At 53.6% G+C, this 14122-nt stretch carries 12 protein-coding genes; 9 read left to right on the top strand and 3 right to left on the bottom strand.

What is annotated here, in order from left to right; all coding sequences use genetic code 11:
* Positions 1–1229: 1229 nt before the first annotated feature.
* On the bottom strand, positions 1230–1910 hold the full coding sequence (locus KW568_RS25310) for a hypothetical protein (RefSeq protein WP_259537129.1): 681 nt from the start codon (positions 1908–1910) through the stop codon (positions 1230–1232).
* Between the two features lie 661 nt (positions 1911–2571).
* Between KW568_RS25310 and KW568_RS25305 the strand changes: the two genes are divergently transcribed.
* The 3 genes from KW568_RS25305 (at position 2572) to KW568_RS25295 (ending at position 4848) form a co-directional block, all read left to right on the top strand.
* Positions 2572–3432, top strand: a complete 861-nt coding sequence (locus KW568_RS25305; protein ID WP_124084220.1) for a hypothetical protein — start codon at positions 2572–2574, stop codon at positions 3430–3432.
* Positions 3433–3510: 78 nt separating this feature from the next.
* Positions 3511–3690, top strand: a complete 180-nt coding sequence (locus KW568_RS25300; protein WP_023442851.1) for an AlpA family transcriptional regulator — start codon at positions 3511–3513, stop codon at positions 3688–3690.
* 489 nt (positions 3691–4179) lie between these two features.
* Positions 4180–4848 carry an inovirus Gp2 family protein gene (locus KW568_RS25295; protein ID WP_060546511.1) on the top strand — a complete coding sequence of 223 codons (669 nt, stop codon included), beginning with the start codon at positions 4180–4182 and terminating at the stop codon, positions 4846–4848.
* Between the two features lie 239 nt (positions 4849–5087).
* On the opposite strand, the gene KW568_RS25290 is transcribed toward KW568_RS25295, so the two are convergent.
* Positions 5088–5735, bottom strand: a complete 648-nt coding sequence (locus tag KW568_RS25290) for a HEPN domain-containing protein (RefSeq protein WP_033968774.1) — start codon at positions 5733–5735, stop codon at positions 5088–5090.
* A gap of 45 nt (positions 5736–5780) precedes the next feature.
* On the opposite strand from KW568_RS25290, the gene KW568_RS25285 reads away from it, so the two are divergent.
* From KW568_RS25285 to KW568_RS25275, 3 genes are all read left to right on the top strand, one after another.
* Positions 5781–7436 carry a hypothetical protein gene (locus tag KW568_RS25285; RefSeq protein WP_232914206.1) on the top strand — a complete coding sequence of 552 codons (1656 nt, stop codon included), beginning with the start codon at positions 5781–5783 and terminating at the stop codon, positions 7434–7436.
* Between the two features lie 65 nt (positions 7437–7501).
* The gene (locus tag KW568_RS25280) at positions 7502–10912 is read left to right on the top strand and encodes a TM0106 family RecB-like putative nuclease (protein WP_259537127.1); all 3411 of its coding nucleotides are present in this window, start codon (positions 7502–7504) and stop codon (positions 10910–10912) included.
* A 228-nt stretch (positions 10913–11140) separates the two neighbouring features.
* Positions 11141–11353 carry a hypothetical protein gene (locus KW568_RS25275; protein ID WP_034100785.1) on the top strand — a complete coding sequence of 71 codons (213 nt, stop codon included), beginning with the start codon at positions 11141–11143 and terminating at the stop codon, positions 11351–11353.
* 195 nt (positions 11354–11548) lie between these two features.
* Here KW568_RS25275 and KW568_RS25270 read toward each other — a convergent pair whose 3' ends face one another.
* The gene (locus tag KW568_RS25270; protein WP_024947249.1) at positions 11549–12424 is read right to left on the bottom strand and encodes a WYL domain-containing protein; all 876 of its coding nucleotides are present in this window, start codon (positions 12422–12424) and stop codon (positions 11549–11551) included.
* 119 nt (positions 12425–12543) lie between these two features.
* Between KW568_RS25270 and KW568_RS25265 the strand changes: the two genes are divergently transcribed.
* From KW568_RS25265 to KW568_RS25255, 3 genes are read left to right on the top strand one after another with little or no spacing between them, the layout of a single operon-like run.
* Positions 12544–12801 (top strand): hypothetical protein, encoded by a 258-nt coding sequence (locus KW568_RS25265; RefSeq protein ID WP_024947250.1) that lies wholly within the window; start codon positions 12544–12546, stop codon positions 12799–12801.
* Between the two features lie 9 nt (positions 12802–12810).
* Positions 12811–13863 carry an ADP-ribosylglycohydrolase family protein gene (locus KW568_RS25260; RefSeq protein WP_259537124.1) on the top strand — a complete coding sequence of 351 codons (1053 nt, stop codon included), beginning with the start codon at positions 12811–12813 and terminating at the stop codon, positions 13861–13863.
* A gap of 46 nt (positions 13864–13909) precedes the next feature.
* Complete coding sequence (locus tag KW568_RS25255; protein ID WP_103091544.1) at positions 13910–14110, top strand: hypothetical protein; 201 nt, start codon at positions 13910–13912, stop codon at positions 14108–14110.
* Positions 14111–14122 lie beyond the last annotated feature (12 nt).

The following is a 14122-nucleotide window of genomic DNA, read 5'->3' as shown; positions in this document are numbered from 1 at the left end:
GCTGATGCGCGCAGTGAGCGGGGTTTGATCTGGATCCTGTCGAATGACGTCTTCCGGCGGTCGAGTTGCTACGTGAGCTGCCCACCTGTATGTAGGGCGTCGGCTGCTATTTCCTAACTATCGCAAGCCGAACGAGTGCATGACAGCAACGACATTGAGTCGAACACCCGAAGGCATTGAATGGTAAGGACCACATCGGCTTTTCAGCCCATGGCATTCGCGTCAGCGCCTGGACCATGCTCAACTAGATGGGATCTCGCTCGGACGTGATCGAGGGTGAATTGGCGCATGCCGAGAGAAGCAAAAAATCCGGACAAGTTATAATCAGGCTGGATATCTCGCCGAGTTTCGTCAGGTGATGCAGTCTTAGGCTTACATGGCCGACGCTATGGTCACGAATGATAAAGCGTGATTGATGTCTTCGTTTTTGGTTGTATAAGGATGTCCTTGGTGGTTGATCACTCATTTTCTAGCAGGAAATTGGCTTTCGCTCGACTGTAATGAGCTAGTCATGCGATTAGTATGACCTTTCTTGACGCTTACGAATATATGCGATGGGTCAGTCGTCACCCTGAAGGCACCCACCTTGCGAGGCATAAAGAATTTGTATTTTCTATTAGCTGCTACCTCGGAATGTTTCTGTCGGTCCGAACGCTCAGGTGTTGGGGGTATCTTGACTGAAATGGCCAATCAATGAAGAGCAGGCTCGGAAAACTTTGATCGAGGTTTAGCTTTTAAGTGTTTTCTTGTCGTCTATATGAAGATAGACCTTGAGGGTTTTGAAATTACTAAAAAAATGGATCTGACTAGTGCTGCTAAACTGGCGGAGCTTCCTTCAAGACTACCTAAAGTGATAGCGCAGCATCTCCCGTAATAGACTTGACGGAATACTTCTGAGAACTTGGTTATGGCAGGGGTGCTTTCCCAGTATGGGTGTGATTTGGTACCAGTGGTCAGGCTAGGGAAGTCCGTAAGAAGGTGGTGGATGATATGCTAAAGATTGGTCTTGGTGCTTCTCCAAGTCGTATCTTCAGAAGTAGGAAGCATCGGGCTGGCAAGTGAATTTTATTGAAAATTACCGGTGTAATTACAGTGCTGTGCCGAAATAAAAAACGATCACAGGATAACTATAAAACGGATATAAAATGCAGAGCGCAGGGCGCGCCTATCGTCCTGGTTATTGATGATTTTTCGGTTGCAAAACTGGTCGGGTGATTTCTATGATCTCTTCATTGCTCCTGCTCCTGCTCAAGGTAATGGGTTGTTGGTTGTATCTGTCTTTCGTGTGTTCGTATGGCGTCTCTTTTGATGATTGTATTTGATTTCAAGAGTGTTGATTTTTTCTTTCTGAAAAGTTTTTCGATCTGGTCCTTTTGTGGGGTTGGGAGACTTTCTGGGGAAGGGGTTAGTGTTTCAATTTGAAGCGTTAATTTGCAGCTTTCGGTTAGGGCTTCGCTTAGTTTTTCAGTGAGAGTGACAGCTGCTACTTGATAACTGTCGAGTTGTTTGCGGTGGGACTTGTTTAATTCGTTGAGTTGGTCGCGGTATTGGCTTTTTACTTCAAGTCCATTTTTAATTAACCATTCCAGTGTTTCAGTTATGTTGCTGCGTCTTGATTTGGCTAAATTTTCCAGGCATTTTTTTGCTGAAGCCGAAAGTATGAAGTTGCTGGGCTTTTTCCCATTTAGGCTTTCTCTCAGTTTCTTTTGGCGCCAGGCGCCTTTCATTTTTCTTAAAAGCTCTCGTATTTCACTGCTTTCAGGCCATTTCTCAGATTCCCTTATAAGCCCGTCGTAGGTGGTTTGCTCGGGAATATTTGCTCTGTGGTTGTTTAGGTATCGGATGGCCCACTTCAGCATGTTTGGGTTGTCTTTTTCTATCCATCCAAGTCTGTTTTGTGCTTTTTTCAATGAATCCCTCGCTAATGCGTTTATTAGAACTAAAGGTTATATAGAATGATTTTTAATGTTGCGTTACGGAGTGACGTTACGTAGTAGCGTAGTCTATTTTTTATGCTCTTGAAACAGGGTGTTATTCTGCGATTTAATAGCTGCCTTCCTGAAAAGGTGAGGGTGGGTGATGCACTGCGTTCTGTTGGGGATGGAATTGGCTGAGATCAGCCCTGAGACGAAGCTTGTCCTTGTAAGGTTCGTGCAGCTGTACGGGCTGTGGGAGTCGATCACAATCGGGGTTAAGGAGTTAGCCAAGGCCTCAGGTGCTACGGATCGTGTGGTAACTAGCGCTCTGTCTGAATTGGTGGCCGAAGATCTTTTGATACGCACACCTATCGTCTGCGGGCGGGGACGCCCCAAGAGTGGGTATCGGGCGTCAAGTAAGTTGTCTAGGTTGTTAGAAGACGAAAACAAAAAGCTCCATGTGATAAATAGACCGAGAATTGACCACGTACTGAACCCTTCTGCGGAAAATTGTAAGGGTGGCTTGAGTGTTTGTAATCGGTTGCTACTGTCCACTCTGCTTCTATACGCCGATCAATTTGGGATTGTACGGGGAATCGGAGTATCCAGGCTGTCCCAGGCTACTGGTCTGAATCGAGATCGAATAAAGGCCCAGGTGCACAAGCTGATCGCTCTGAGGGTCATGAGAGGGGTGATTCCGGGTGTTGCAACATCTGTTGTATTGGGCGTTTCAAAGTCAGTTTACTTTATTAATTTTCATCATGGGTTTTTTCAAAAAGGTAGTTCGGGAGCGATCGTGCTAACTTTCGTCTCGAAATCCAGTGGGGATTCGGGGGAGATGAGTGAGGTTGCAGCCATCATTGGCTCTGCGGGGCTTGGCAAAGGGCTGGAATTCGAGAGGCATAAAAAGTTTTCTGGAATACTGCCTGATAGCGATAGATTTAATGCGCTGGCGGGGTTGTTTTCTTCTTTAGCCAAGGATAGAAGCTCGTCGAGGGCGCTTCAGGTTAGATTGGAGGAGTACGCGTCAGGGCTACTGTCCAAGCATTGGAAAGCCTTGGAACTAGGTCAGTTTAATTCTGATGATGAATTGCAACTGAGAATCAAGAAAGATTTCAGTAAAGGAACGGGCACAGGGCGAGATTTCAAGGATGATGTCCTTCGAAGCGAGCTGTTTTTTGAGTTCGTTTATGTAGTCGCTGTTTTGATGGCTCGGCGTGTGCAGAGTTTGGTTTTAAGTGCTAAGGGTTTTGCGTACGAAATTGCCGGGTTGCAGATCCTGCCGAGTTTTGAGCCCGGTACATACTTTGGGCGGTTTGCTGTTGGCCGGTCTCTGTTGATTGTTCCTGGTAATAGTTTTCGAGCAGGAGAGTGCTATGTCATGAATGAGAGCAATCTTGGCGAGCCTACGTGTGAGAGGTTTTCAAGTGAGGAGGAGATGCCTGAGATTGACCGTTATCGTTTTGGCCTTCTTTTTCAGGTTCATACTCCCACGCGCTATCGGTATCGGGGGTAAATCGCTCTGTATGCCAGTAATGGTCAGTAACTCTTTACCGGCCTCCTAGATCCTGTGTACGGATTTGAGGAGTTGGTCATGCGCATACTTCGAATGAAAACAGTTATTGAAATTACTGGTCTGGCCCGATCTACGGTGTATAAGTACGTTGCTGAAGGGATATTTCCGAAGCCTATTTCGTTAGGCGGGCGCTCTGTTGGCTGGTTGGAGTCAGAGGTTCATTCCTGGATTCAGTCTAGGCTAGTTGAGCGAAATTAGTAGGTCTTGATGGGCTTGTTCTTGGCAGCTGGTCTGCTTCTTGTTTGCTTTATTTTCTTTCAATGAAAACATCATGTCCGGTTGACTCCCGGACATGATGTTTTTTTGCCGGACCTTTTGGTGGCGTTGTTTTTCTGGCTCTGAACAGGAATGCTTTAACTTTCTCTAGGGTTTATGCTTTTGGAGCTTTCGGTGCGGGTAGTATGCTTTAGTGTTCTAAGCGCTACTGTTTAATAACTCCTGCCTATCACTCATGCAGGGCCTGATATTGAATCATTAGGTTAAGGTCATAGATGTCCCTCTAACGGGTATCTATCATGAATGTCTACTTTATACCTTGCGGTTGGCAGTATGGTTTAGATGATCGATATTGAACTTTGGTATCTGCGTGATGAGCTCGTTGAGGTCTAGCTCAATGGGTTGCGGTGAACGTGTAAATAACTACCAAGCCGACTGAAGGTATGAACTTCAGTAGAGTAGGTAGTAACCATGCGTCGTTTTTCAGAGAACCGTAATCTTCGTTTGTACTCAGCAGATACTTTTCAGGGCCTGCCGATAATGGGTGAAAAAGGCCCTTTTATACTTGGATACCTTGAAGCCCTGAGTCGCACCATCAACCTTGCACTTGATCAGTATCCTAGGGTGATTGCGTTCAGGGTGGACCTGCGTCTTCCGCGTTTTGGGGGTATTCCGGATGATGCGTTGTCAAACCGTGTGATTAGTAGGTTCGTCGAGTCGTTCAAAGCAAAAATTGAGCACAATCGTGAGAAAGCACGTGAGCAGAACAAGTACGCCCATGACTGCAGGGTGCGTTACGTCTGGGCGAGAGAGAGGAGCGAGGCAGGGCGACAGCATTACCACCTGCTGATCCTGCTCAACAGGGACGCCTACTACACAATCGGGCGGTTGCAGCCACAGAGGCCGAACATGATCAGCCGCATGCAGGAGGCTTGGGCCAGTGCGTTGAAGTGCGAGGTTGAGCAAGTGAGGGGCTTGGTACATATCCCGTCTAATGCGGAATACCGAGTAGACCGGGAGGTCCGGCCAGGGAATGTGGATTACTTACCTGATCTGTTTCATCGTGCCAGCTACCTTTGTAAAGCTGCGACGAAGCGTTATGGGGAGGGCGCTCATGGCTTCGGATTCAGCCGAGGATAGAGGGTAAGTAGCTTGTTCCCAGTCCAGCCCTCAGGTCAGTTTGCCTTCCTGAGGGCTTGGAGGGCTTTGTCACTGAGGACAAATTCGAGCCCCTAATTCAAATTCTTGTTGCGTTGACTTCCTACAGGCAAAGCATTCGCGCATATTCAAACGCGTGTGAACGCCTTCCACTCAGTGTAAGCAGCAAGCGGAATCACTTGGTTTGTCACCGGTCATCGTGGGATTGGAATGTGGTCTGCCTAAGCAACAACCGGATAACAAGCATCACCCCATAGCGTTTCCGGGTTATCCAACATCAGCAAAATAATCACAGGCACCAGCTTGCCGAGGAGGTTCGAGCAGTCGCGCAGTTGATCCCGGTTCACACTGCTGTTCCAGGTTGCGCCCCCATGCATTACCTGGTTACGCAATGTATAGATTCGATTGAACAGAACACCGAGTACTGCTGGGGTATTGCGGTTGGCTAACGCTTGCTGCGCTGCTCGTCGACCGCTGGCAAACCGCTCGGTCCACTGTTGCTCGCTGATCTTGCCGTTCTGGTTGTCCCAGAAACTCTGAAATACGTAGGGGTTGTCCAGCAATGCGCGGATACTGCCTGAGAACTCGGACCAGACCAGGTTCTCGATCAGGTTGGCCGTGTCTAGCGCACAGAGTTTGTCCAGGAACGCCTTGAACGTGGACTGCTCGGAAAGTCGGAACTGCTCATCAATGTCCGTGGCATAGGCAGAGTTGAAGGCGATCCACAGAAAGATAAAGCGCCCATCAAGATCATCCGCCTGCTCGGCGCGATTCAGCCAGCTTAATGCGCGATGAACGCGCAAGGTGAGGTTGGGATGGTGGCCTTCACGTTCCTGGCGGTGACGGGCTTTGAGTGCTTGATGGTCCATGAAGTGCCGATCCTTGAAGTCGTGGGCGGTCGGTAAAGAGGTAGCGTGTGCCTGAAAACTTTACAGGTGGCCGGGCCAATCGCCGCTGGCGTTGAAAAGCGTCTATTCAGGGCATTAGAACCTGCTCAATTTGTTTACCTGTATAAACAGACAACGTGGACGTGGCCTGCCATTTTGCTTAGGGTATGGCCATTCGACATTGCCCGCAAGGCGGCCTGCATGAAGCGTGAACAGTTCCTGGCACAACCCGAAGTGGAATCTTTCGTTGCATGGCTGGCAGCCAACTTGCCGGCGCTCACGTTCAAGCTGCGCTTCAAGTCCAGCAAGTTTGTACCTGGCGGTTTGACGGTTGAAGTCCAGGGGATTGAGCGGGTACTTGAGCACTATCGCTGGAAGGCAAGCTGGCACGACTCCAACCAGAGTGTGGTTGAGTCTGAAACCTGGGCTGAAACCCAACGCTCTTTGGGGCAACTGCGTGAGTGGCTGACGAGTGCGGTCAACGCTGGTGATGAGCAACAAGCGCTTCAGGCGTGTTTGCAGATTCTTCGTTGGGGCGGCGTGCGGGGCGCCATTCCGTTCTTGCACCGGTTGGAGGCCAAAGACGAGTTGTCGGGCTACCTGAAAAAGATGGCCGGACTCATGACGCTCGACGGTGACAATGACCTGGATGACCTCGATGCTAGCAGTGTCGAGCGTTTCGATTCTGGCCTGACCAAGATTCACGCCTTGCTCGATTTGTCTGGTTCTCCAATCTATGACAGCCGTGTGGGCGCTGCGATTGCCATGTTGTATTCGCTGTTTCGCCAGCAGTGGGCGGGGCGTGGTAAACCCTTGCTGATGTTCCCGTCCGGCGGCGCGCGAGGCAGCCAGATCCGCAACCCGGGAGCGTTCTTGAACAGCGTGGCGGCGCCGCAGTTTTCGACGATCGACTATGCCGAGTGGGCGCGTTGGCAAGTGCGCTTGGGCTGGATTATTCGAGCGCTGCTCGAGCGTACCAATTGGTTTGCTGGGCAAGGGACTCTCCCCGCGCGTTGCCATGCCTTCGAGGCCAGCCTGTTCATGCTTGGCTATGACCTTCGCTGCTTTGGTCTGGCGCTGGCGTCTAATTCCATAGCGGGTAAGCCAGAAGTCGAGGCGCAGGACTGCGAGCGTGGAGGCAATAATTGGGTGCCCACGGGGCATCCTTTCAGCCAGGTTCTCAAGGATTATCTGGCCTTCCGCTACAGCGGTGCTCTCGATAACAAAGCCTCGTTTGTTGAATGGTTGGTGGCCCAGCCGCGTGACGAGAAGCCGCTCACGCGTACCACTGCACAGGGCTACTGTTTCCCGTTTTCCATTGAAGAGTTCGACTTGTTCGGCCGACCGCTTGCACAGCTTGAGCGCATCGTCGCCGGTGGTGAGGACGGATTGCGTGCGGCCCTGGCTACCGAGGCCCTCGAGCCGTTCACAGTCGGTGATGAGCGCGTCAGTGTCTGCTTGGTGGATGTGTTGATCACGGGCAACGCGTATGCGCGAGCGACGACCGACAAGGATCGTGTCGACTACATCGTGAGTGCCGGCTATGCCGGTACCGAGAACTCTGCAAGGACACTCATGGCCCTGGGGCGTAACGTGGGCAAGCACTTCGGCCTGCTTGATGCGCAGCACTCGCCAACGAGTCTGTTCGAGCAGTTTTACCAGGACTGCTCGCTCGACGCCTGAGCAACACACGCAACATTTGCGCAGCACCATGTGCCCCTTGGCCTTTCACAGGGTGGAATACAACCATGCAAACCCGGAACGGCGTTCAGTTGTATTCCGCCTCAGACATCTGTGGTTTTCTGGAGTGCCAGCACCTAACGGCACTGGACCTTCAGCATCTTGTTGCCCCTATGGAAAAAGCGCCGGCAAGCGAGCAGAACCGCCTGATCCAGGGCAAGGGGCTCGCTCATGAAGCGACGTTTCTTGAACGACTCAAACGCGAAAATGCTCACGTAGTCGACATTGCCGAGGGCAATCCGAGTTTCGCGCGGCGGGTGGAACTGACCATTGAGGCCATGAAGGCTGGTGCGGACATCATCTTCCAGGCTTCGCTCCAGGAAGGTGCCTTTATTGGGCATGCCGACTTCCTGCGTAAGGTGCCGCGGGCGTCGACGCTGGGCGATCATAGCTATGAGGTGATCGACACCAAGCTGGCCAAGTCTGCAAAGGCCAAGTTCCTTGTGCAGGTTGCGCTTTACTCGCGAATGCTGATTGCAATCCAGGGCATACAGCCGCAGTTCATGTATGTCGTACTGGGTGATTCTGCGCGTACGGAGCAGGCGTTTCGGGTCGCTGACTACGCCGATTATCTGGAGCAAGTGCTGCAGCGTTTCACGGCGTTCGTGAATGGTGACGGACAACCTGTGACGTACCCGGAGCCATGCGGGCATTGCGGGTTTTGTGTGTGGCGCGATCGCTGTGACGAACAACGGCTGCAAGACGATCACCTCTCGGCAGTCGCTGGCATCAGCCGCTCGCAAATCAAGAAATTGCAGGCTGGTGGTGTCACCACATTGCAGCAGTTGGCGAACAGTACCGATGACTTGCGCATCCCCAAGTTGCAAGTGGAGTCGCTGGGCAAGTTGCGCCATCAGGCGCGTTTGCAGTTCCAGGGGCGCTCCAGTGATGGCCCGTTGTTCGAGTTTCTGCCGGTCGTGGGGAAAAGGCGTGGTTTTAACCGAATGCCCACGGCGGTTGAGGGCGATCTGTTCTTCGATATGGAGGGCAATCCGCTGGAGGAGGGCGGCCTGGAATATCTCTTCGGTCTGTATATCGACGAAGGTGGCCAACAATCCTTCAAACCCTTCTGGGCACATAGCCGAGAGGCAGAAAAGATCGCGTTCGAGCAGTTCATCGACTGGGTCATCGCTCACCTCAAGCGTTACCCCAGCGCACATGTCTACCACTATGCCAGCTATGAAGAGACGGCCATCAAGCGCCTGATGAGCCAGCACGGTACACGCGAGGCACAAGTGGACTGGTTGCTGCGCAACGGCAAGCTGATCGACCTCTACAAGGTTGTGCGCGAAGCGATCCGGGTGTCTGAGCCCAGCTACTCGATCAAGAACATCGAGCATTTTTACATGGGGCAGCGAGACGGCGACGTTACCAATGCCGGTGCGAGCATCGTGTTTTATGAGCGTTGGAAAGAGACTGGCGAGTCGGCGTTGCTCGAGCAGATCGAGCGGTACAACGAAGACGACGTGCTATCCACCTATCTTCTGCGCAACTGGCTTTTGAGCATTAAACCGTCGGATGCGAGCACTCTCTCCGAGCCTGAAACAGAAAGCGAGAAAGCTGTAGTGGAACAAAAGGAGATTGAGGTTCGTCTGGAAAGCTATCGCGATCGTTTGCTCGCTGGCTTGCCCGCCGCCGAATGTGCCCTGAGCGAAGCGGATCAAGTCAGGTTGCTCACCTTCCAGCTGCTTGACTTCCACCGTCGGGCAGACAAGCCGATATGGTGGCAGTTGTTCAGCCGTCAGGACATGACCACTGAGGAGCTGCTGGAGGATATCGAGAGCCTGGCCGGTTTGCGGCGTACAAAAACGCCGCCCGAACCGATCAAGAAATCATTTCTGTTTGAATACAGTTTCGAACCTCAAGAAAGCAAGATGCGCACGGGTTCCCAAGGCGTCATCACAGAGTCCCTGTCCAATGTGCAGTTGGTTAACCTGGACAGTAACGCGTGTCTGGCGATGTTCAAAGCCACCGCGCACAACGCGCCACCGGATGATTTCGACATGATTCCCGGCAGGCCGATTCCATCGACTTCGCTGCGCGAGGCACTGTTTCGCTATGCCGACAGCGTCTTGGCCGGTGAGCAGCGCTTCCAGGCGGTGTCGGACTTTCTCCATCGACGCGCTCCGCGGGTGAAAGACGTCCAGCCGGGTGCGCCACTACTGGATCCACGCCTGACGACGACGGATGCCATCAAGCAGGTGGTACGCAATCTTGAGAACAGCGTGCTGTTTATTCAAGGGCCGCCGGGTGCCGGCAAGACCTACACGGGCTCGCACGTCATTGTTGACCTGCTCAAAGCAGGCAAGCGCATCGGTGTGACCTCCAATTCGCACCATGCCATCAACAACCTGTTGTCTGCTGTTGAGTCTCGCGCACAAGCAGAGGGCGTTGCATTCAAGGGGTTGAAAAAGTCATCGGAGGGAGAGGGCACTGAGTTCACTGGTTGCTGCATTCGCTCCATCGAAGACAAAAAGGATTTCCTTGATGCCTGGGGGCCGGGAATTGACCTGACTGCGGGTACTGCCTGGCTATTTGCCGACGAGACCTTCACCGAGGCGTTGGATTACCTCTTCATCGACGAGGCCGGTCAAGTGAGCGTGGCGAACCTGGTTACCATGGGCATTGCGGCACGCAACATCGTCTTGATGGGCGACCAGATGCAATTGTCGCAACCAGTGCAAGGCGTGCACCCTGGCCGTTCCGGTGACTCTATCCTCGATTATCTGCTGGATGGCACGCCCACCATTGCGCCTGATCGTGGGGTGTTTCTGGCGCAAACCTGGCGGATGCATCCGCACGTTTGCTCATTCATTTCTCATGCGGTGTACGAAGGTCAACTGTCGTCGGCACCAAGAGCCGAGCGGCAGGTGTTGCGACTGGATGGCCAGCGCCCGGACGTACCGGGCAGCGGACTGATGTTTTGCCCTGTGGAGCACGACGGCAACGGCCAGAGTTCCGATGAAGAAGCCGCATACGTCAAAGCGCTGTACACGTACTTTCTGCAGCAGCGCTATGTGGATAACACCGGCGAGGAGCACGCTGTGTCTCTCGAAAACATCCTGGTCGTGGCGCCCTATAATTTGCAGGTACAGCTGTTGAAGCAGGTGCTGCCGGCGGGTGCGCGCGTCGGCACTGTGGATAAGTTTCAGGGGCAAGAGGCAGAGATTGTCATCGTCTCGATGGCGACGTCGAATGAAGACTACCTGCCCAGGGACATCGGCTTCCTGTACTCGAAAAACCGTTTGAATGTAGCGGTCAGCCGGGCGAAGTCGCTGGCTTGTATTGTCGCCAGTCCTGATCTGACGGCCATTCGTTGCCAGACGCCGCAAGACATGAACTTGGTCAACGGCTTGTGCATGGCGGTCAGGTACGGAACGGTCGACGAAACCCGTCAATCCCAAGAGGTTTTGCTATGAAAAATCTGTTCGCAATTATCGGTGTCATCGTCGTTGCCGAGAAGGGCTACCAGTTTGTCCGTGAATACATGGAGATGAAACAGGAGCTGGACCGACGTGCTTCTGATTCGGCCTGACAAACGCCGATAACGTCGACAACTCCGTCTTTTTCTGCTTCCAACGGGTGTCTGCTTCGGCCAAGTTGGCGCGACCGTTCAGCTAAGGTCCCATTTCAATGCGAGGTTCGTGATGTGTAACGACCAAGAGGATGGTCGCTCGGATGACCCAGGTCCCGCGCAAGTTAGAACCGAGGATGAGGTCGAATACAGCGAGGAATTCGCCGCCATGATTCTGGAGCAGGAGGCGAAGGGCTGCTTTCAGGAAATTGATGTCGATGACATGCTCGCTCTGCTCGACCGCATGATCATCGAGGCCCAAGGCGTGGGGCGGAAACTACAGTGACTGGGGACAAACCTGACTGTTGATACAGATGTCGTCAGCCGGTTTGGCTGAAATCCTCGACGGCTGGATCTCTTCTTGGCTGGCCGCGGGTGAGTCGTCCTCCGAATCGGGTTGAGCAGATACACCCGCGGCTGAACGAGCATGAGCCGGCCATCGACGAGGGGCGTCATGCCCCTCGTATCAGAGATTTGAGCGTCAGTCATTCATCAGCCACGGCCTCAATTCCTTGAGGTTGCTCACTACAACTTGCTGGGCCTCAGGGCTCGTCGCCAGGTTGCGCGGGTCGATCTGATAACGCTGCAACACATACTTCACCAAGGCCCTGCGGCTGGGCACCACTAATTGTCCTTGCGTCATCCCGAAGTCGGTTTCGATGATTGCCTTCTGCGCCTCGTTCAATCGCCCATCGGGCTCGAAGATAACCGGAATCTCGACATTCCAGTCTTCATCCAGCTCCCGTGTGTTCGGCGATTCGTCGAGCAGGTCCGGCTGCCCGCGCAGGCGGCTGAGCACGAAGTCGCGGTACTGGCCATTCTTTTCGCAGTAGGCCCGCACATGCCAGCGCATGCCGGTGTACACCAGCGTGTGAGGGGCGATGAGGCGAACCTCTACGTTCGGGGTATTGAACGACACGTACTCGGTTTCCAGGCGCAGGCCTTCGCGGCAGGCCTTGAGCAAGGGGCGCAGAATCTCCGGTCGAATGGGGCGATCCGGCACTTCCAATACCTTGGTGTGCGCATAGGCCAGTGCCAGTCCATCAATGTGCGGGGCACGCTCATTGTTCTGATAGAGCAGGTGCAAATAGGCGCTGGCACTGTCGTCGATGAACAGGGGTTTGAACTGCTTGCTCGGCACATACCCCTTGAGCTGCTTGTCATATGTCAAGTTTTTGGGCGCATGCTCGGTGATGTAGGTATTGATGTCCTTGGATGCCTGCTGGCGGCTGATGCCAAAGCTCTGCATCAAGTGCCCCGTGGTCAGCCTGCCTTCCCACCAGGCAACGGTCTCGATCAAACGATAGCGAAGTGCCAGGTCCCAGCGTACCTGTTCAACGGATTGCTTGCGTTTCATACCCTCTCCATGTGCGCGAATACTTTACCTGTATAAGTCTACATTCTAGACCTGTCGTTTATAACTACATATCGTGTGTCTGTCTTCGAAATAAATTGAAGTCACGAAAGGATGTGGACATGACTATGTCTGAAGCGGTTTCGACAGGGGCTTTGGTGTTGATCGGGGTGATCCTGACGGTGCTCCTGATGCAGTACCTGAGGTTGCGAGAAATCTGGCACGTGGCGCTTGCCTGCCGCCAGGACGCACGTTGGGCGCGGATCTGGGAGATGGAAAACCGGGAGCTACGTTCGGCACTGCGTGCTGAGAAAGCGCACATCGAGCAGTTGCAAAGCAAGCTGGTGATTTTGCAGAACTTGATCTCTGCAGAGCGATAAGGGAAGTGCATGAACAGACTTGAACGGATCAAAGGCTGCCTGCTGGGTGGTGCTGTCGGAGACGCGCTTGGCGCCCCCGTGGAGTTTCTTGAGTGGCCTGCCATCGAAGCCAAGTTCGGTCCGCAGGGCATCATTGATTTTGCCCCGGCTTACGGCAACACCGGCGCCATCAGCGACGAAACGCAGATGATGCTGTTCACCGCAGAAGGTTTGCTGCGCGCTTTTGTGCTTGGCAGTTTACGGCAGGCGTGCCATGTCCCGAGCATTGTTCACCAAGCGTTGCTGCGCTGGCTGATGACCCAGGATTACCCCTCTGCGATACCGATCGTCACAGATGGCTGGCTGATCAAGCAAGTCGAACTCTGGTCTCGTCGCTCCCCAGGCACAACTTGCCTGAATGCACTAAAGGCCAGCGCGCGGTTGGGAGCGGTTGCCGAGAACAACAGCAAGGGCTGCGGCGCCTTGGTACGTGTTGCACCCTGTGCATTCTTTGCCAATGCATTTGACTACGCGGCGCAGTCTGGACGCCTGACGCACGGGCATCCGACGGGCTACCTGGCGGCAGGGCTATTCGCCGACATTCTTCAGCGTGTTGTCGAAAGACAAGACAGCCTGGAACACGCGGTAACTCAAAGCTTGGCCAAATATGGGCAAGTACCTGGTATGGAAGAAACGCGCAGCCTCATCGAGCGCGTGCTGTTTTTCTACTACGAGGGCTATACACCCACCCCGCAACGCATTGGCGACCTTGGCGGTGGGTGGGTTGCCGAGCAGGCGATGGCGATTGGACTGTGGTGTGCGCTGACAGCACGATCACTCGAAGAAGGGGTGATCACGGCGGTGAATCACAGTGGCGATAGCAACAGCACAGGGCTTGTCGCCGGGCACTTGTTGGGTGCCCAGTATGGTGCTGCTGCCATTCCTGCCCGCTGGTTCGAACGCCTGGAACTGCGCCAGGTGATCGTGCAGGTAGCCGAGGATCTTGAGCGTGTTCCACGTGATTACTGCGGGGTTGGTGGCGCGTTCGACGAGCAGATCGAATTGGCTTATCCGGGCAGTTGAAAGCACCGATGGCAATACATCAGCGAAGAGACCAAGGAGCTTTAGAATGCCCATCAAACCCATGCCCTTCACCTTTGAATGTGAAGGATGCGGTTGGACAAAGACAGTGGCACCGCAAAGTGATGCGCTGATGCCCGGCGAGTGGTTTGACCAGTGCCCGAGGTGCGGGAGCATGGCACTGAAGATGCGCACCGCAGGGTGGCTTGAAGGGGCGTTGGCGGAGTTGCTGGCGCGGCGGCGATTTTGAGCGCACAGGCCA

Source organism: Pseudomonas sp. HD6515, from assembly GCF_024971855.1.
In the GTDB taxonomy this organism is placed as follows: domain Bacteria; phylum Pseudomonadota; class Gammaproteobacteria; order Pseudomonadales; family Pseudomonadaceae; genus Aquipseudomonas; species Aquipseudomonas alloputida.
This window is presented reverse-complemented; position numbering and strand designations above follow the sequence as displayed.